An 18,856-nucleotide genomic window follows, 5' to 3' on the forward strand; every position below is an offset into this window, starting at 1 on the left:
GGCCGCGTTGAACAGCCTGGCCCACGTTCGATGACGTGGTGACATGAAGAACCCTTCCTGACTGGGGGGATGTCAGCAAGGCGCGCGCCGCCGCGCTTGTTGCCACTTGGTGGTAGCGGATGTTGCGGTTGCTGGAGGGTGCCGTCTCCAGGTCTGTGGGGCCGTCAGTACGGTGCCGGCCTGGGCGAATCCATGATCGTCGTCGGATCGTCGATGATGTGGTTGACCACCATGCTCGCCGCGCCGCGGGAGGCGGCGCCGAAGCCGAGCGTGGAGGCGACGAATCGGCAGTGGGCGGCGGGAGCGGCCACCACGAGCCGTTGCAGCTGATCTTGTGCGTGTGGCAGCAGCCACTGGGCCAGTGAGGCGAAATAGCCTCCGATGACGATCACTCGCGGGTTGAACAGGTTGGCCAGGATCGAGCCACCGAGCCCGAGCCACTCGCCGACCTGTGCCACCGCCATCGTCATCCGCCGGTCGCCGGAGGCCAGGCCCCTGGCGATATCGGCCACCCGTTCGCCGGGGTCGGGCACCGGCATGCCGGGCAACCCGTACGCCTGCTCGGGCATGGCCGCACGTACGAGCGCGGCCAGGCCGACCTTGGTCTCCCAGCAGCCGATGCGGCCACAGCCGCATCGGTCGCCGTTAGGGTCGACCCGCAGATGTCCGACCTCGCCGGAGAATCCGTCCGCTCCGCGCAGAAGTTCGCCGCCTGAGATGATGCCGCCGCCCACGCCCACCTCTCCGGTGAGATAGACCAGGTGGGGCGTGCCGGCGGCGACGCCGGAGGTGTATTCGGCCAGGGCGGCGAGGTTCGCGTCGTTGTCCACCCACACCGGCACGCTCCGCGGGCCGAGTATGGAGCTCAGCTGTTCGGCCAGGGGCAGGTCGCGCCAGTGGAGGTTCGGCGCGAGTGTCACGACGCCGCGTGTCACGTCCACGAGTCCGGGGACGGCCACCGCGATGCCGATCGGGACCGCCCCGGCTCGCCGCATCGCCTCCACAGCCTCCTTGGCCACGAGCCCGAGCCGGCGCACGGCGCTGTCCGGGCCGCTGCCCATCGCGTCGTGGACCACCCGGCGCTCCACCAGGCCCCGGCCGCTGAGGTCGGTGCCGTGGACCGCGATGTAGTCGACGTTGATCTCCATGCCCAGGGCGCCGACGTGCGCGCCGTGCAGCGCCACCGCACGTCTGGGCCGCCCGATCGCCCCGACGTGCTTGACACCGACCTCCCGCACCAGCCGCCGTTCCAGGAGCTCGGCCATGAGGTTGGAGACGGTGGCCCGATGCAGTCCGGTCGCCTGGGCGATGTCGGCGCGGGACAGGGATGCGTGCTCACGCAGCTCGCGCAGCACCAGCGAGAGGTTCGCCCGGCGCAGCGTGGCGGGACCCGCCGGCGGAGCGCCGCCCGGGGCGCGGGTGAAGGGCGGCCTGTACGTCACCCGCACCACCTGCCCTTTGTTTGTCTCCGAGATCAATTAATCAGGAGTTGTAACACGGCGATGTCGGACCGTGCACCCCTCAAGTCCGTAACGAGTTGGCATCGCTCACATCTGTGCACTTCAGCCACTTTTCTCGCTCTGGTTACCGGAACGTTACGGAAGGTGCGAACGATTTAACACTTGTGTCCTCGGGGTATCGCTGCCTTTAATTCGGCTAGTCATCCGAACTAATCGAGGAGGAGCGTGGACCACAGCCGACCCGACGGCCACGTGACCGACTCGATGAGTCGCGGCGGGTCCGCGGGAGTTCCCGCGGACCAGGCCACCGTGCGCCGTTCCAACCTCGCCCTCGTGCTACGTCACGTGAGCGCGTGCGGCCCGTGCACCCGATCGGCCGTCGCAGCGGCGACCGGGCTGAACAAGGCGACCGTCACCAGTCTGGTGAGCGAGTTGCAGGCGCGCGGACTGGTCAAGGAGACGGGGCCGCAGCACGCGGGTTCTGTCGGCCGCCCGGGTGTCGCGCTCGTCCTGGACGGCTCCCGCGTCGGCGCCCTCGGCATGGAAGTCAACGTCGACTACATCGCCGCGATCGCCACCGACCTGGCCGGCAGAGTGATCGTTGACCGGCGCATCGGTTTCGACGCCATGGGCTCCGGCCCGGAACGCTCACTGGACGAGCTGGCCCGTATGGCCGAGATGATCGTCGACGACCTCGACCGGCTCGGGGTCACCCCGGCCGGGATCACCGTGGCCGTCCCCGGCCTGATCGACACCACCGGCACCGTCGTCGTCGCCCCGAACCTCGGCTGGCGCGGGGTGGCGGTGGCGGAGCGGCTGTCCCACGCGAACATCGCGGGGCACATCCCCATCACGGTGGACAACGACGCCAACCTCGCCGCCCTGGCCGAGTACACCTCAGGCGTCGCGGCGGGCACCTCCGACCTGGTCTACCTCACAGGCGAGGTGGGTGTCGGCGGCGGCGTCATCTCCGGCGGGCGGCTGCTGGGCGGAGCGGACGGTTTCGCGGGGGAGGTCGGCCACGTCATGGTCGACGCGTCCGGTGAACTGTGCCGCTGCGGCCGTGTCGGCTGCTGGGAGACCAAAGTCGGGCTGGCCGCGCTGGTCCGCATGGCCACACCTGATCGTGCGTACGGCATGGGCCCGCAGATCGTCCGTGACCCGGAGGAGCGGCTGGCCGAGATCGAGCAGCGGCGAGCCGAAGGAGATCCCCGCGTCGACGTCGCCGTCGCGGAGGTGGGCCGGTGGCTCGGGATCGGGACGGCCATGCTGGTCAATCTCTTCAACCCACGGGTGATCGTGCTGGGCGGGTACTTCGCGCGACTCGCCGACCTGCTCATCCCCGCGGCGCAGCAGACGCTGGCATGCCTGGGCATGAGCAGCGCCGTCGAGCGCTGCCGGTTCGCCGCCTCAGACCTCGGCTTCGGCGCCGCCTCACGCGGAGCGGCCGGAGTCGTCGTCGAACGGGCACTCTACGACCCCACAAGCGTCAAGATCCTAACGCCCTCAGCCATCGGGATGATCGAGGGAACCCCGATGGCCTGATTGCCAGAGTCCCCCTGACCCGCGTGTCCGCCACCCGGCCCCGGCCTGCCGCCTACCCCTGAACAACTCGTCCGCTTGACCCGTCCTGTCCCGCACCGCCTCGGCACACCCGCTCATCCCGCGTGCCGCGGCCATGGGGCATGCGGTCAAGCGGACGGAACCCCCTGCGCCCTTTCCCCACCGTGCCCTCTTCCCACCCAGAACGTCCCGCCCGCCTGATCGGCCGCCCGGAGCCGCACCGGCATCGTTGACGCCGACCTCGGTGCCGTCGCGGCGGTGCCTACCGGCGCCGTCAGGCGGGCGGGGCCATCAGGCGGGCACGGCCACACCGTAACCGAGGGAGGCCCCTGTGCCGCGGTCACCATCCGACTCGTCATCTCTGCTCGTGATGCGAGGAATCGTCAAGCAGTTCCCCGGCGTGCGCGCTCTGGACGGCGTGGACCTTGAGGTCAGAGCCGGTGAAGTGCACTGCCTGCTCGGCCAGAACGGCGCCGGGAAGTCCACGCTCATCAAGATCCTGTCCGGTGCCCACGAACCCGACGAGGGCGAGGTGCTGCTCGACGGCTCGCCCGTACGGCTGGCGCCGCCGACCGCGGCGATGGGCCACGGAATCGCCACCATCTACCAGGAACTCGATCTGGTGGACGGGTTGAGCGTGACGGAGAACATCTTCCTCGGCCACGAGATGGCGACCTTCGGATTCTCCCACCGGGCCGAGGCCGACCGGGCGACGGCCGAGCTGCTCAAGCGGCTGGGGCACAGCGAGATCCGCCCCCGCACCGAGGTGGGCTGGCTGTCGCCGGCGCACAAGCAGATCGTCAGCATGGCCAGGGCGCTGTCGCACTCGGCCCGGCTGATCATCATGGACGAGCCGTCGGCCGCGCTGGACCACGACGAGGTCGGCAACCTGTTCCGGGTGATCCGCGACCTCACCTCCCAGGGCGTGGCGGTGATCTACATCTCGCACCGGCTGGAGGAGATCCGCGAGATCGGCGACCGCGTCACCGTGTTGAAGGACGGGCGCACGGTCGCGGTGGGGCTGGCCGCCAAGGACACCCCGACCTCGAAGATCGTGGCGCTGATGACCGGCCGCAACGTCGAGTACGTGTTCCCGCCTCGGCCGGACAGGGGCGCCCACGAGGGGCGGCCCGAGGTGCTGCGGGTGGAGAACCTGACGCTGCCCGGCCGGTTCGCGGACGTGTCGTTCAGCATCAGGGCCGGGGAGATCGTCGGCCTGGCCGGCCTGGTCGGCTCCGGCCGCAGCGAGATCATCGAGGCGATCTACGGCGCGCGGCGGGCCAGCGGCCGGGTCGTGCTCGACGGGCAGGCGGTGCGGCCGGGCAGCACGACTCGCGCGGTGCGGATGGGCATGGGCCTGGCCCCCGAGGAACGCAAGGCGCAGGCGTTGCTGCTGGACCACTCCGTCGCGCAGAACATCACGCTGGCGAGCCTGAGCCGCTACACCAAGCCGCGGTGGCTGGGCTGGCTCGACCGCCAGACCGAGTTCGCCGAGGCCAAACGGCTGTCGGAGGCGCTGGACATCCGTCCGCCCGATCCGCGCCGGCCGATCAGGACCTTGTCGGGCGGCAACCAGCAGAAGGCGGTGCTGGGACGCTGGCTGGCCGAGGACCGCAAGCTGCTGTTGCTGGACGAGCCCACACGCGGTGTGGACGTCGGCGCCCGGGCCGAGCTGTACGCGCTGGTGCGCAAGCTGGCCGACGACGGCATCGGGGTGCTGCTGGTGTCCAGCGAGGTGCCCGAGGTGCTCGGCCTGGCCGACCGTGTGCTGGTCATCCGCGAGGGCCGGATCGTCCATGAGGCGCCGGCCGAGGACCTGGACGAGCACCGGGTGCTCGACCTGGTGATGGTCTCCACAGGACAACTGCCCGATGTGGCGAATCCCCCCTCTGAAGGAGCATTGCATGACTGAGGTTGATCAGGCCGCGCCTGCCGGCCCGCGCGTGAAGGCGGCGGGACCGGGCGGGCGGTTCGGCCGGCTGGGCGAGCTCCGACATCTGGGGCTGGTCGCGGCGCTGGTGCTACTGGCGATCGTGGGATTGGTGACGAGGCCGGAGAACTTCGCGACCTCCTCCAACCTGGTGAGCATCCTGGCGCTGGCCTCGACCATCGGGGTGATCACCGTCGGAATGACGTTCGTGATCATCGGTGGTGGCATCGATTTGTCGGTGGGCGCGCTGATGGCGTTGGCGTCGGTGTGGGCGACCACGCTGGCGACCCAGTCCTACGGGCCGGTCGTGATGATCGTGTGCGCGGTGGTCGTGGGCACCGGCGCGGGCCTGCTGAACGGAATCTTGATTGCCTACGGCCGGATGGTGCCGTTCATCGCGACGCTGGCGATGATGGTGGCCGGGCGCGGCCTGGCGCAGCGTATGTCGAACCAGCGCACGCAGCTCGTGCAGCAGGACAACTCGATGATCGTGAGCTTGTCGACCACGCGGGTGCTCGGGCTGCCGCTGCTGGTGTACGTATTCGCGCTGGTGGTGCTGCTCGGCTGGTTGGTGCTCAACCGCACGACGTTCGGCCGGCGCACCTACGCGGTGGGCGGCAACCCCGAGGCGGCCCGCCTGGCCGGCATCGACGTGCGTAAGCACACGCTGATGCTGTACGCCCTGTCGGGGCTGTGCTGCGGGATCGCCGCGGTGCTGATCATGGCCAGGACCACAACCGGGTCGTCCACGCACGGCGATCTGTACGAGCTGGACGCGATCGCCGCAGTGATCATCGGCGGGACGCTGCTGAGCGGCGGCCGGGGCACGATCATCGGATCGATCCTCGGCCTGCTGATCTTCACCGTGATCACCAACCTGTTCATCCTGAACGGCCTGAACACCGCCGACCAGCTCGTCGCCAAGGGCGCGATCATCGTCGCGGCCGTGCTGCTGCAGCGGCGAAGCCTCAAGACACACACCTGACACCAGGGCCGGATCGTAACCCCGACCGGTTTTAGCAAGGAGAGAAACATATGGACAAGAACGTCGCCCGGCGCGGCTTCCTCGTCAGCGGCGCCGCTCTCGGCGCGGGTGCCCTCCTCAGCGCCTGCACCAGCAACGAGCCGGCCGCCACCCAGCAGGCGAGCGCGCCCGCCGCCGCTCCCGCGGCCAAGGAGGGCAACGACGCCCCCGGTGACAAGGTCGTCATCGGCTTCTCGGCCCCGGCCGCCGACCACGGCTGGATCGCCGCCATCAGCAAGAACGCGGCGGACGCGGCCAAGCAGTACACCGACGTCGAGTTCAAGCCGGTCGAGCCGACCAACGACATCAACCAGCAGATCTCGGCGGTGGAGTCGCTGATCCAGGCGAAGGTCAACGTGCTGGTGATCCTGCCAAACGACGGCCAGCAGCTCAACCAGGTCGCCCGGCAGGCCATGGACGCGGGCATCCCGGTGGTCAACGTGGACCGCGTCTTCCCGGACAAGCTGTCGTACCGGGCCTGGATCGGAGGGGACAACTACGGCATGGGCGTGGCCGCCGGACACCAGATCGGCAAGACGCTGAAGGACAAGGGCGTCTCCAACCCGGTCATCCTGGAGATCCAGGGCATCGCCACGCTGCCGCTGACCCAGGACCGCAGCAAGGGATTCGCCGACGCCCTGAAGACGTACGGCTTCAAGGTGACCGCGCAACAGGACGCCAAGTTCACGGTGGAGTCCGGAACGCAGGTGGCCGCCAACCTGCTCCAAGCGCACAAGAAGATCGACGCGATCTGGAATCACGACGACGACCAGGGCATCGGCGTGCTGGCGGCGATCAAGGAGGCCGGTCGCAACGAGTTCTTCATGGTCGGCGGCGCGGGCTCGGCCAACGCGATGCGTGACATCCAGGCCGACAGCGGCGTGCTGAAGGCCACCGTCACCTATCCCCCCACCATGGCCGCCTCGGCGATCAAGATCGCCCGGCTGATCGCCCAGGACAAGGGCATGAGCGACCTGCTGGAGCAGCAGGTGCCGCAGTCGATCACACTGGCTTCGGAGACCATCACCAAGGACAACGCCGCCAAGTACATGCCTCTCGGGTTCGAGTCATGAGGCCCGTCATCGGGATCGGCATGGTCGGCTACGCCTTCATGGGCCGTACCCACTCCCAGGCGTGGCGCAGCGTGGACGCGTTCTTCGACCTGCCGGTCAAACCCGCGATGGTGGCCGTGGCCGGCAGATCCGCCGAGGCGACCGCGCAGGCCGCCGAGAAGCTGGGGTGGGCCTGCGCGGAGACCGACTGGAAGCGCCTCCTCGACCGCGACGACGTGCAGATCGTCGACATCTGCACGCCCGGCGACTCGCACGCCGAGATCGCCGTCGCGGCGCTGGCGGCCGGTAAGCACGTCCTGTGCGAGAAGCCGCTGGCCAACACCGTGGCCGAGGCCGAGGCCATGGCCACGGCGGCGAAGGAGGCGGCGGCGCGCGGCGTGCGCAGCATGGTCGCCTTCAACTACCGCCGCGTGCCCGCCGTGGCGCTGGCCAGGCGGTTCGTCGAAGAGGGCAGGGTCGGTGAGATCCGGCACGTACGGGCGCAGTATTTGCAGGACTGGATCGTCGACCCGGAGTTCCCCCTGGTGTGGCGGCTCCAGAAGGACAAGGCCGGATCCGGGGCCCTCGGCGACATCGGCGCCCACATCATCGACGCCGCCGAGTTCATCACCGGTGAGCGGCTGACCGGGGTGGCGGCGCTGACCGAGACCTTCGTCAAGGAGCGTCCTCTGGCGGCCGGCTCGTCCGGGCTCTCGGCCGGCGGCGGGACCGGGAGGGGCGCGGTCACCGTGGACGACGCGGCGCTGTTCATCGCACGGCTCAGCGGCGGCGGACTGGCCTCCTTCGAGGCCACCCGCTTCGCGACCGGGCGCAAGAACGCGCTGCGTATCGAGATCAACGGAGCCCTGGGCAGCCTGGCCTTCGACTTCGAGGCGATGAACGACCTGTGGTTCCACGACCACACCGTCGACAGCGCCGAGCACGGATTCCGGCGCGTGCAGGTCACCGAGCCGGACCACCCGTACGCAGGGGCGTGGTGGCCGCCGGGCCACGGCCTCGGGTACGAGCACGCCTTCGTCCACGAGGCGAAGGACTTCCTGGAGGCGATCGCCGCCGGCACCGACCCCGCACCGTCGTTCGAGGACGGCCTGCGGGTGCAGCGGGTGCTGGCGGCCGTCGAGCAGAGCGCGGCTGAGGGCAGCCGCTTCACGACTGTGGAGGGTTCATGACGAGACCGGTCACGTTGTTCACCGGGCAGTGGGCGGACCTGCCCTTCGAGGAGGTCTGCCGGCTGGCCTCGGAATGGGGCTACGACGGCCTGGAGATCGCCTGCTGGGGCGACCACTTCGAGGTCGACAAGGCTCTCGCGGACGACTCCTACATCGAACGCAAGAAGGAGACCCTGGCCAAGTACAACCTCGGGGTGTGGACGATCTCCCACCACCTGGTCGGCCAGGCGGTCTGCGACCATCCCATCGACGAGCGCCACAAGGGCATCCTGCCCGCCCGCATCTGGGGCGACGGCGAACCCGAAGGCGTACGGCGGCGCGCCGCCGAAGAGATCAAGGACACCGCCCGCGCGGCGGCCGCTCTCGGCGTCACGACCGTCGTAGGCTTCACCGGCTCGTCGATCTGGCACACGCTGGCGATGTTCCCGCCGGTGCCCCCGTCGATGATCGAGGCGGGGTACGCCGACTTCGCCGACCGATGGAACCCGATCCTCGACGTCTTCGACGAGGTGGGGGTGCGCTTCGCCCACGAGGTGCACCCCAGCGAGATCGCCTACGACTACCACACCACGGTGCGCACGCTGGAGGCCATCGGGCACCGGCCCGCCTTCGGCCTGAACTGGGACCCCTCGCACATGGTGTGGCAGGACCTGGACCCGGCGAACTTCATCCTCGACTTCGCCGACCGGATCTACCACGTGGACTGCAAGGACGCCCGGGTGGCCACCCGCGACGGACGGCGCGGCCGCCTGTCTTCCCACCTGGCCTGGGCCGACCCCCGGCGCGGCTGGGACTTCGTGTCCACCGGCCGGGGCGACGTGCCGTGGGAGGCATGCTTCCGCGCGCTCAACCACATCGGGTACGACGGCCCGATCTCCATCGAGTGGGAGGACGCGGGCATGGACCGGCTGCACGGCGCGCCGGAGTCCCTCGCCTACATCCGCTCGCTCAACGCCATCACCCCACCGGCCGCGGCCTTCGATGCCGCCTTCTCCTCTGAGTGACACATCACCCCGGGGCGGGCGGCCGCACAAGTGGCCTCCGCCCCGGGCGAGCTGACCCGGAGAACGATCGTGAGAGGAGACAGATGAGAACCGGAGTATGGCTGATCGGAGCACGAGGATCGGTCGCGGTCACCAGCATGCTCGGGGCGCTGGCGGTGCGGGCGGGACTGGCCGACCCGACCGGATGCGTCCTGGAGACGCCCGGACTGCACAGTGACGTCCTGCCCGGCATAGGGGAGCTGGTCTTCGGCGGCCACGACATCTCCTCGATCCCCCTGGGCAAGAAGGCCGCCGCGCTGGCCGAGGCGGGAATCGTCCCCGCGCGGCTGGCCGAGGCGGTGCGGGACGCGCTGTCCGAGGTCGAGCAGGACGTACGGCCTCTGCCGGTCCGCGACGCCCAAGCCGAGGTCGCCGACGCTATCGGCGCCGACCTGGACCGCTTCCGCCGGCGGCACCAGCTGGACCGCGTCGTCGTGATCAACGTGTCGACCACCGAACCGGCGCCACGACCACATCCCGCCCACGTCGATCTCGACGTGTTGCGGGCCGCGCTGGACGGCCCGGAGCCCGTCCTGCCGCCCAGCGCCCTGGCCGCCTACGCCGCCCTTCTGGCCGGCTGCCCGTACGTCGACTTCACGCCCTCCACCGGCGCCCGCCTGCCGGCACTCGACACTCTGGCCCGCAGACAGGGCCTCCCGTACGCGGGCCACGACGGCAAGACCGGTGAGACCCTGGTCAAGTCGGTGCTCGCCCCGATGTTCGCCGTGCGCAACCTGAAGGTTCGCACCTGGTCCGGGATCAACCTGCTGGGCGGCGGCGACGGCGCGAACCTGGCCGAGCCGGCCGCCAACGCGGCCAAGTCCGCCAGCAAACAACGCGTGCTCCCCGAGACGCTCGGCTACGCCCCGCAGGGTGACACCCGGATCGATTTCGTCGAGGACCTCGACGACTTCAAGACCGCCTGGGACCTGATCTCCTTCGAAGGCTTCCTCGGAACCCGCATGCGCATGGAGTTCACCTGGCACGGCTGCGACTCGGCGCTGGCCGCGCCGCTGATCCTGGACCTGGCGCGGCTGACCGCGGCCGCTCATCGGGCCGGGCGCACGGGCCCGCTCACCGAACTGGCCTTCTTCTTCAAGGACCCCCTCGGAGAGGTGCCGCATGGGCTGGCGGAGCAGTGGCAGGCGTTGCGGGCCGCCGTGGACGCGCTTGGACCGCGGGGGAGGGAGCGGTGACGGCGCTGCGCGATCTGATCGACCTGGTGCGGGCACCGGCCGCGCTGTCGGTACCCGGCGACGTGATCGCCGGGGCGGCCGCCGGTGGGGCGCTCGGCCGCCGTACCGTCGGGCTGGCCTGCTCCTCGGTCTTGCTGTACTGGGCGGGAATGGCGGCCAACGACTGGGCCGACCGGCATATCGACGCGGTCGAGCGCCCGGAGCGCCCCATTCCCTCGGGCCGCGTGCCGGCCGGCGCGGCCCTCGGCACGGCGGTGGGGCTCACCGTGGCCGGGCTCGCCGTGGCCGGGGTCGCGGGCGGCCGGCGCGCCCTGGCGGTCACCGCCCCCTTGGCGGCCGCCATCTGGGCATACGACGTGGCGGTCAAGAACACAGCCGCCGGTCCGCTGACGATGGCGCTCTGCCGCGGCCTCGACGTGCTGCTGGGCGCCACCGCAGGCTCCCGCCCCGCTGCCGCGATGCCTTCCGCGCTCACCATCGCCGCTCACACGTACCTGCTCACGGCGCTCTCGCACAAAGAGGTGTCGGGGGCGGATCCGCGCCTGCCCGCAGCGACCCTGGCCGGCACCGTCGCCCTCGCAGCCGCCACCACCAGTGGCTCCGCGGGACCGGTGCGGCCGGCCCTCGCCGGCTTGTACGCCGCGCAGTTCGGCCTCCCGCAGGCGCGCGCCGTCGCCGACCCCTCCGCGCGGCGCGTCCGTGACGCGGTCAGCGCGGGCATCGTCAGCCTGCCGGCCCTCCAGGGAGCCCTCGCCGCGCGCGGCGGCGCCCCCCGTCTCGGCCTCGCCCTCGCGGCGACGATCCCGCCGGCCCGCCTCTTGGTCAGAAAGATCTCCGCGACATGAGGTTCGGCTACGGCACCAACGGCTTCGCCAATCACCGGCTGCCGGACGCCCTCGACGTCATCGCCGGCCTCGGCTACGAGGGAGTGGCCCTGACGCTTGACCACTGCCACCTCGACCCGTACGCCGACGGGCTGGGACGGCGCGTGGCGCAGGTCGCCGACAGGCTGCGCGACCTCGATCTGGCGGTGGTCGTCGAGACCGGTGCGCGTTACCTGCTCGATCCGCGGCGCAAGCACGCCCCGACATTGCTGGACGACGACCGGGACCGGCGGGTGGACTTCCTGTGCCGCGCCGTCGCGATCGGCGCCGACCTCGGGGCCGAGGCGGTGTCATTCTGGTCCGGCGTACGCCCCGCCGGGATCGACCCGGCCGCCGCCTGGGACCGGCTGGCCGACGGCTGCGGGCGGGTTCTCGACGCCGCGCAGGGCGCCGGCGTGCCGCTGGGATTCGAACCCGAGCCGGGGATGCTCATCGAGACGATCGCCGGCTGGCGGACGCTGCACGAGGCACTTGGGTCTCCGGACGGCTTCGGCATCACCCTGGACATCGGGCACTGCCGCTGCAACGAGCCCGACCCCGTTCCCCACTGCGTCGCGGCCGTCGCCGGGCACCTGGTCAACGTCCAGATCGACGACATGCGGCGGGGCGCACACGAACATCTGGAGTTCGGCGAAGGGGAGATCGACTTCCCGCCGGTGCTGCGCGCGCTCACCGACGCCGGCTACCGGGGCCTGGTCGCGGTCGAGCTTCCCCGCCACTCCCACGCAGCGCCGGCCGTGGCCGCACGTTCGATCGAATTCCTGCGCGGAGCCGAACAGGCGGCCAGGTGTCATGGAGAAGGAAGAACGGCGTGACGCGACCGGAACGGCTGCGAGCCGCGCTGCGGGAAACCCCGCGAGGAGAATGGGTGGACGCCGCTCTCACCACGGCGAGTGAGCGACCCGAGACGATCGGCCGATCCTTCACCCAGGCCGGACGGCGGGCCGGGCGCACACCGCTGCCCGATGTGCCCGGCTGGACGGCGGACGAGGCGGCCAGGGCACTGCTGCTGGCCGCGCTGCCGGCGGACCGGACCCAGACCGAGATCGGCGACCTCTACCGCTACGGCGACGCCGACGAGAAGCGGGCCGTGCTCAAGGCACTGCCGATGCTCGCCGTCGGTGCGGCCGGGCTGCCGCTGCTGCACGACGCGATCCGCACGAATGACGCCCGCCTCCTGGCCGCGGCCCTCGGGCCGTACGCCCGCCACCTCGACCAGGCCGCCTGGCGGCAGGGGGTGCTCAAGTGCGTGTTCACGGGCGTGCCGCTTACTGCGGTCGACGGGTTGGACGAGCGGGCCGACCGTGAGCTGGCGGCCATGCTGGCCGCCTTCGCCGACGAGCGTGCCGCCGCGGGACGCCCCATGCCCGCGGACGCCGCCACCCTGCTCGACCGTCTGACCCGTGAGGAGCCCTGATGCGTATCTTCGACCCGCACATTCACATGACATCGCGCACCACCGACGACTATGCGCGGATGGCCGCCGCCGGTGTCCGGGCCGTCGTGGAGCCGGCCTTCTGGCTAGGGCAGCCTCGCACCGCCCCCGGCTCGTTCGCCGACTACTTCGACTCACTGATCGGCTGGGAGCCGTACCGGGCCGCCCAGTTCGGCGTCGTCCACCACGCGACGATCGCGCTGAACCCCAAGGAGGCGAACGACCCGCGCTGCCGCCCCGTGCTTGACCTGTTGCCGCGTTACCTGGACAAGGACCGGGTCGTCGCGGTCGGCGAGATCGGCTACGACTCGATGACCCCGGAGGAGGACGACGCCTTCGAGCGGCAGCTCGACCTCGCCGTCGGGCACGACCTGCCCGCGCTCGTCCACACCCCCCACCGTGACAAGGCCGGCGGCACCCGGCGCACGCTGGAGGTCGTCGCCGCTTCCGGGATCGCGCCCGGGCGGGTCGCCGTCGATCACCTCAACGAGGTCACCGCCGGCATCGTGCGCGACTCCGGATGCTGGATGGCCTTCTCCATCTACCCCGAGACGAAGATGTCGCCGCCGCGCATGGTGGAGATCCTCCGGCGGTACGGCCTGGACCGGATGCTGGTCAACTCCGCCGCCGACTGGGGCGTCTCGGACCCGCTGCTCACCCTGGAGACCGGGAGGGCCATGCTGGCCGCCGGATTCACCGAGGACGACGTCGACCGGGTGCTGTGGCGCAACCCCGTGGAGTTCTACAGCCAGTCCGGGCGTCTCGACCTGACCGGCACCGGCGCGGACCAGACGACCTTCGCCGGCAGCTCCATCAAGCGCGGAGGCAGCTGATGCGGCTGCGCCACCGGGGGGGAATCCCGCTGCACCTTGGCTACTGCACCAACGTGCACGCGGCCGAGGATCTTGAGGGCATCATCGCCCAGCTCGACGTTTACGCGGTCCCGATCCGCGCCCGCCTCGGCACGGACGTCCTGGGGCTCGGGCTCTGGCTGGCCGCGCCCGTCGCCGCCGCCATGGCGGCCGACCCCGCCCTGCGGGCCAGGCTCCGCCGTGAGCTGTCCGTACGAGGGCTGGAGGTGGTCACGCTCAACGGCTTCCCCTACCGTTCCTTCCAGGACCCAGTCGTCAAGCACGCCGTCTACCATCCCGACTGGACCACCAAGGACCGCCTGTCGTACACCCTGGACCTGGCGCTCGTCCTCGCGGACCTGCTCCCCGGCGACGTGGCCCGTGGGTCGGTCTCGACGCTGCCGCTCGCCTGGCGCGATCCCTGGGACACCCAGATGGCCGACCTCGCCGCACGCCGGCTCGACCGGCTGGCCGCCGGGCTGGCCACCGTCGAGTCCGCCACCGGGCGGGTGATCCGGGTGGGATTCGAACCCGAACCCGGCTGCGTCGTGGAGACGACGGGCCAGGCGGTGGCCCGGCTCGCCGATGTCGACCGCGACCGGCTCGGCATCTGCCTGGACCTCGCTCACCTGGCCTGCGCCTGGGAAGAGCCTGCCGACGCGCTGAAGGAGCTGAGAAGGGCCGGCCTGCCCGTCGTCAAGGTCCAGCTCTCCGCCGCCCTGGAGAGCGCGGACCCGGACACCCTGCGCGAGTACGCCGAGCCGCGCTTCCTGCATCAGACGCGCAACCCCGCGGGTGACACCGCCGACGACCTCGACGAGGCCTTCGAGCAGATGCTGCCCGGGCCGTGGCGGGTCCATTATCACGTTCCACTCCACGTCTCACCGCCTGCGCCGCTGGCCACGACCATCCCCGTGATGCGTGCGGCGCTCGCGGAGCTCCTCGGCGGGCCGCGGCCTGTCTGCGACCACTTCGAGGTGGAGACCTATACCTGGGGGGTGCTGCCGCCCGCCCTGCGTCCACGGACCCCCGGACAGCTCGCCGCGGGCATCGCCGGCGAGCTGGACTTCGCCCGTACCGAGTTGCGTTCGTGGGAGTGAGAACATGACATCGTTGCTGGTTCTTGACGTGGTGGGGCTGACCCCGCGACTGCTCGCGCATATGCCGCGACTCCGGGCCGTCGCCGCGGACGGCTTCCAGGCCGAACTCGGCACCGTCCTGCCCGCCGTCACCTGCTCGGTGCAGTCCACGTTCCTCACCGGTGCCCCGCCGGCCGATCACGGTGTCGTCGGCAACGGCTGGTATTTCCGCGACCTCGGCGAGGTCCTGCTGTGGCGCCAGCACAACGCCCTCGTCGGCGGGGAGAAGGTGTGGCAGTCCGCCCGGCGCGAGCGGCCCGGCCTCACGGTGGCCAACGTGTGCTGGTGGTACGCGATGGGCGCCGACGTCGACTGGACGGTCACCCCCCGGCCGATCTATTACGCCGACGGGCGCAAGGAGGCCGACTGCTACACCGACCCCCCGGAGCTGCACGACGAGCTGACCGCGGCGCTCGGCACCTTCCCGCTGTTCACCTACTGGGGCCCGGGAGCGGGCATCGCCTCATCGGCCTGGATCTGCCGTGCCACCCAGCACGTCATGACCGCGTACAACCCTGACCTGACGCTGGCCTACGTCCCCCACCTCGACTACGACCTGCAGCGGTACGGCCCGTCCGACCCCCGCGCCGCCGCTGCGGCCGCCGAGCTCGACACCGTGCTGACACCGCTGCTCGACGCCGCGGCGACGCAGGAAAGGACGGTCGTCTGCGTGTCGGAGTACGGCATCACCGACGTCCGCCGCCCCGTCGACGTCAACCGGATGCTCCGTGCGGAAGGGCTCCTGCGTGTCCACACCCAGGACGGCATGGAATACCTTGACCCGTGGACATCGCGCGCGTTCGCCGTCGCCGACCACCAGGTGGCGCACCTCTACATATCCGACCCCGCCGACGTGCCGGCCGTCGCCGGACTCTGCGCGTCCCTGCCCGGCGTCGCCGAGGTGCTGGACGAAAGCGGAAAGAAGGCGCACGGCCTGGACCACCCCCGCTCCGGTGAACTGGTCCTGCTCGCCGAGCCGGAGGCGTGGTTCACCTACTACTACTGGCTCGACGACGCCCGCGCGCCCGACTTCGCCCGCCTCGTCGACATCCATCGCAAGCCCGGCTACGACCCCGCCGAGCTCTTCTTCGACCCCGCGCACCCCGGTGCCGCCAAGCGCAGGGCCGGCGTGGCACTGCTGCGCAAGAAGCTCGGCCTGCGCTACCTCATGAACGTCATCGGCCTCGACCAGGGCGCCCGCGCCGTACGCGGCTCACATGGGCTGCTTCCCACCGATTCCGCCGACGCGCCGGTGCTGCTCTGCTCCGACCCATCCGCCGCCAGGGAACGATTCGAGGCAACAGAAGTCAAGAACCTGCTGCTCCGCCTGGCACTTGGGTGATCCCGCTGAAGAAGGAGCCGCTTGGCGGAGGCACCGCCCAAGCAGAGGTGAGGACATGGCAGAATCTGCGGCCGGGAGACGCGCTGCGCTCGGCCACGGGTGTTCCCGGACGGCCGGGGCGGGAATGGCAGCTGGTATTTCGCTGTCCTGGTCGTGGAGGCGTCCGGTCGGCGGGAGCGGGTTCGGCGGAGTGGGTTCGCGAGTGCTGAGACGGCGCGACCTGCGGGCCGCGAGTTGCCTGCGGCTGAGGAAGAGGGGCCGCTTGCCGCTGGAAGCACGTAGCGGCACGGGTCGGTGATAACGCCGTCCTTGACCAGCACGACATGGCGCAGGGCGAGGGACTCGGTGTTCACGAACTGCTCCATCTCCTCCAACGTCAGCAGGTGGCCGATGGAGATGGGTCGCGCTGGTACCGTCGCGGCTGCTTATTCATCGCGCGCTCACCGCAGGCGGCGTATATGCGTGCGCTCACGGTCAGCAGTTCGGCTGAGCCGCGGACGCTCGTGGTCGGCCAGGCGGCGCGGGCCTCATCGAGTGCGATCTTGCCTGCGGCGAGGAAAGAGGGGGTGCTACGGCCGAGGCGGACCATGGCGTGGCCGGTCCATTTTCCGATTTCGGCAGCGGCTAAGTAGGCGATGTACGGTGGTTTCTCGCCGTCGCCGGCACGTTCGAGCAGGTTCCAGGCGGCGCCGAGGTCGGCTTGAGAGGCGCGGGTGTCGCTGAGGTAGGCGTAGTGGTGGGCGCGTACGGCGTGTAGCCAGGACCGGACGGCGGGGTGCGCTTGGGTGCCGGCCAGGTGAAGCGCGCCGTCGGCGAGGGTGAAGGCGCGGCGGTAGTGCCCTTGGTCGGCGAGAATGCGGCTCATCTGTCCGAGCAGGTTGGTGCAGGACGACAGGTCGCCTGCCTGCCTGCCGGGCGTAGGTGGCGGCGTCGCGGTAGTGCGCGGCCGCGTCTTCCGCCATGCCCAGGTCGTAGGTAAGGAAGCCCACGAAACCGCCGGTATCGGCCGCGAGTGCGGCGATCTGCTGCCTTTCGGCTGTGGTCCGTGCGGGGGCGAGCCAGGCGACGATGTGCCGGTGGTGTTCGACTGCTTGCGCGTAGACGGCACTCGCCCCGCACAGGTTGTCAAGACGGCCGTGGGCGACCCTGAGAGCGATATGGGCGTCCATCAGCTCGCGGCCGCCGGCCCGGGTCGTGCCCAGTCGCATGGCCATGGCAGCGCTCACCGCCCCACTTGTCCAGCGCGGGAGGCGATCAGGGCGTTCGCCGGCGAGGATCTGGGCGCGGCGGTCCTATATCCGGAGGACGACGCGTTCCTGGTCGACAGAAAGCGGGACCGTGGAGCATTACGAGGTGTTCGCCAGCGCCTGAGCCAGCCGCCGCACCCCTTCGGCCAGCTCCGCCAGATGGGCGGCCGCGATGTGCGTGACGCGCAGGCGGGGTCCCGGCGGCTCCGATGGGTAATGGATCCTGCCGGGGCTCACCAGCACACCGTTGCGTTTCGCGGCCTCGACCAGGGCGTTCTCGTCGGTTTCCGGTGGCAGGCGTACCCACAGGTGCATGCCGCCCTTCGGCAGCAGATGCAGCTCGGCGGTGGGCAGCCGCATGGCCAGCTCAGTGGCGAGCGCGTCGCGGCGGACCAGGATCTCGCCCCGTACGTTCGCCAAATGCCGGCGCCAGCCGGGCGACTCGACGAACTCCAGAACGGTCTCCTGCAGCGGACGCGCCACGAAGAACGACTCCACCAGCTGGCTGGCCCGCAGCCGATGGGAGGCCGGACCGCGCGCGATGACGGCCGCGACCCGCGCGCTCGGTGACAGGATCTTGGTGAGCGAGCAGATGTAGACGACCGTGCCGTGCGTATCCATCGACACCATCGGCGGCGGCGTCCGGTCACTGAGGTAACGCGCGTAGTCGTCCTCGATCACGAACGCGCCCGCCGCTCTGGCCACCTGGAGCACCTGTTCCCGGCGCTCGTGGGTGAGGGTGGCGCCGGTCGGGTTCTGCAGGGTGGGCTGGCAGAGGAACACCCGCGCGCCGGTGACGGCGAACGCCTCGGCCAGCAGATCGGGCCGTACGCCGTCCTGGTCCATCGGCACGGCCGTCGCCCGCAGCCCCGCCGCCCTTGCCGCGGCCAGCGCGCCCGGATAGGTCGGCGTCTCGACCAGGACCGGCGTCCCCGGGGCGGCCAGCGCCCTGAAGGCGTGCGTGAGCGCGGCCTGCCCGCCGCTGACGATCAGCGCGTCGGCCGCGGTCACCTCGCCCCCAGCCTGCGTCGCGAACCACCTGCGCAGCTCCGCCAGCCCGCTCAGCGGCGGCATCGCCCACGCCCCCGGCCTGCGCACCGCCCGCCCCGCCGCGGCGGCCAGCTGCTTGTCGGGCCTGAGGCCGGGGTTGAGGTAGCCGCCGGTGAGCGGGATGACGCCTTCGGGCGGCGGGGTCAGCAGCCCGGTCACCGGGCTCTCGTCGACCACCCGATCGCCCAGGGCGACGGTCTGCCAGGAGAAGTCCGGCGGCTCGTTGGGTTTTGCAGGCGGTTGGGCGATGAACGCCCCGATGCCCGGCTTGGTGACCACCCGGCCCTCGGCCGCCAGCTGCCCGATGGCCCGCGAGACCGTCACGGGGCTGACGTTGTGGCGGCGCATGAGCTCTCTGGAGGAGGGGAGACGGTCTCCCGGCCGCAGACGGCTGAGCTCTTGGCGCAGGATCGCGGTGATTTGGGCGATACTGCTATCCTGTTCCATGAC

Annotated in this window: 16 protein-coding genes; 13 read left to right on the plus strand and 3 right to left on the minus strand. The window is 70.9% G+C overall.

Features of this window, described 5'->3' with window-relative positions; all coding sequences use genetic code 11:
• Positions 1 to 164: 164 nt before the first annotated feature.
• Positions 165 to 1,442, minus strand: coding sequence for an ROK family transcriptional regulator (locus ACIBO2_RS38995; RefSeq protein WP_358535241.1), 1,278 nt, complete (start codon positions 1,440 to 1,442; stop codon positions 165 to 167).
• Positions 1,443 to 1,685: 243 nt separating this feature from the next.
• On the opposite strand from ACIBO2_RS38995, the gene ACIBO2_RS39000 reads away from it, so the two are divergent.
• The 13 genes from ACIBO2_RS39000 to ACIBO2_RS39060 all read left to right on the plus strand — a co-directional run bounded on the left by ACIBO2_RS39000 (position 1,686) and on the right by ACIBO2_RS39060 (position 16,109).
• On the plus strand, positions 1,686 to 3,005 hold the full coding sequence (locus ACIBO2_RS39000) for an ROK family protein (RefSeq protein ID WP_397303526.1): 1,320 nt from the start codon (positions 1,686 to 1,688) through the stop codon (positions 3,003 to 3,005).
• Positions 3,006 to 3,393: 388 nt separating this feature from the next.
• On the plus strand, positions 3,394 to 4,935 hold the full coding sequence (locus tag ACIBO2_RS39005; RefSeq protein ID WP_358536133.1) for a sugar ABC transporter ATP-binding protein: 1,542 nt from the start codon (positions 3,394 to 3,396) through the stop codon (positions 4,933 to 4,935).
• Positions 4,928 to 5,938, plus strand: a complete 1,011-nt coding sequence (locus ACIBO2_RS39010) for an ABC transporter permease (protein ID WP_358535245.1) — start codon at positions 4,928 to 4,930, stop codon at positions 5,936 to 5,938. The genes ACIBO2_RS39005 and ACIBO2_RS39010 overlap by 8 nt, the downstream gene beginning before the upstream one ends.
• 50 nt (positions 5,939 to 5,988) lie before the next feature.
• A complete protein-coding gene (locus ACIBO2_RS39015; RefSeq protein WP_358535247.1) occupies positions 5,989 to 7,050 on the plus strand; it encodes an ABC transporter substrate-binding protein in 1,062 nt (353 codons plus the stop codon).
• Positions 7,047 to 8,219, plus strand: coding sequence for a Gfo/Idh/MocA family oxidoreductase (locus tag ACIBO2_RS39020; protein WP_358535249.1), 1,173 nt, complete (start codon positions 7,047 to 7,049; stop codon positions 8,217 to 8,219). The genes ACIBO2_RS39015 and ACIBO2_RS39020 overlap by 4 nt, the downstream gene beginning before the upstream one ends.
• The gene (locus tag ACIBO2_RS39025) at positions 8,216 to 9,223 is read left to right on the plus strand and encodes a sugar phosphate isomerase/epimerase family protein (protein ID WP_358535251.1); all 1,008 of its coding nucleotides are present in this window, start codon (positions 8,216 to 8,218) and stop codon (positions 9,221 to 9,223) included. The genes ACIBO2_RS39020 and ACIBO2_RS39025 overlap by 4 nt, the downstream gene beginning before the upstream one ends.
• An 83-nt stretch (positions 9,224 to 9,306) precedes the next feature.
• The gene (locus ACIBO2_RS39030; RefSeq protein WP_358535253.1) at positions 9,307 to 10,458 is read left to right on the plus strand and encodes an inositol-3-phosphate synthase; all 1,152 of its coding nucleotides are present in this window, start codon (positions 9,307 to 9,309) and stop codon (positions 10,456 to 10,458) included.
• Positions 10,455 to 11,303 carry an SCO3242 family prenyltransferase gene (locus tag ACIBO2_RS39035; RefSeq protein ID WP_358535255.1) on the plus strand — a complete coding sequence of 283 codons (849 nt, stop codon included), beginning with the start codon at positions 10,455 to 10,457 and terminating at the stop codon, positions 11,301 to 11,303. The genes ACIBO2_RS39030 and ACIBO2_RS39035 overlap by 4 nt, the downstream gene beginning before the upstream one ends.
• Entirely contained in the window at positions 11,300 to 12,157 is an 858-nt protein-coding gene (locus tag ACIBO2_RS39040) for a sugar phosphate isomerase/epimerase family protein (RefSeq protein WP_358535257.1), read from the plus strand. Before ACIBO2_RS39035 ends, ACIBO2_RS39040 begins: the two co-directional genes overlap by 4 nt.
• Positions 12,154 to 12,759, plus strand: coding sequence for an EboA domain-containing protein (locus ACIBO2_RS39045; RefSeq protein WP_358535259.1), 606 nt, complete (start codon positions 12,154 to 12,156; stop codon positions 12,757 to 12,759). The genes ACIBO2_RS39040 and ACIBO2_RS39045 overlap by 4 nt, the downstream gene beginning before the upstream one ends.
• On the plus strand, positions 12,759 to 13,610 hold the full coding sequence (locus ACIBO2_RS39050) for a TatD family hydrolase (protein ID WP_358535261.1): 852 nt from the start codon (positions 12,759 to 12,761) through the stop codon (positions 13,608 to 13,610). The genes ACIBO2_RS39045 and ACIBO2_RS39050 overlap by 1 nt, the downstream gene beginning before the upstream one ends.
• A complete protein-coding gene (eboE, locus tag ACIBO2_RS39055) occupies positions 13,610 to 14,728 on the plus strand; it encodes a metabolite traffic protein EboE (protein ID WP_358535263.1) in 1,119 nt (372 codons plus the stop codon). The genes ACIBO2_RS39050 and eboE overlap by 1 nt, the downstream gene beginning before the upstream one ends.
• A 4-nt stretch (positions 14,729 to 14,732) precedes the next feature.
• Positions 14,733 to 16,109, plus strand: a complete 1,377-nt coding sequence (locus ACIBO2_RS39060; RefSeq protein WP_358535265.1) for a nucleotide pyrophosphatase/phosphodiesterase family protein — start codon at positions 14,733 to 14,735, stop codon at positions 16,107 to 16,109.
• A gap of 376 nt (positions 16,110 to 16,485) precedes the next feature.
• Here ACIBO2_RS39060 and ACIBO2_RS39065 read toward each other — a convergent pair whose 3' ends face one another.
• Positions 16,486 to 16,974, minus strand: a complete 489-nt coding sequence (locus tag ACIBO2_RS39065; protein WP_397303536.1) for a hypothetical protein — start codon at positions 16,972 to 16,974, stop codon at positions 16,486 to 16,488.
• A 481-nt stretch (positions 16,975 to 17,455) separates the two neighbouring features.
• A complete protein-coding gene (locus tag ACIBO2_RS39070; RefSeq protein ID WP_358535270.1) occupies positions 17,456 to 18,853 on the minus strand; it encodes a PLP-dependent aminotransferase family protein in 1,398 nt (465 codons plus the stop codon).
• Between the last annotated feature and the right edge of the window lie 3 nt (positions 18,854 to 18,856).

The organism is Nonomuraea sp. NPDC050022, from assembly GCF_044460705.1.
Classification (GTDB): Bacteria; Actinomycetota; Actinomycetes; order Streptosporangiales; family Streptosporangiaceae; genus Nonomuraea.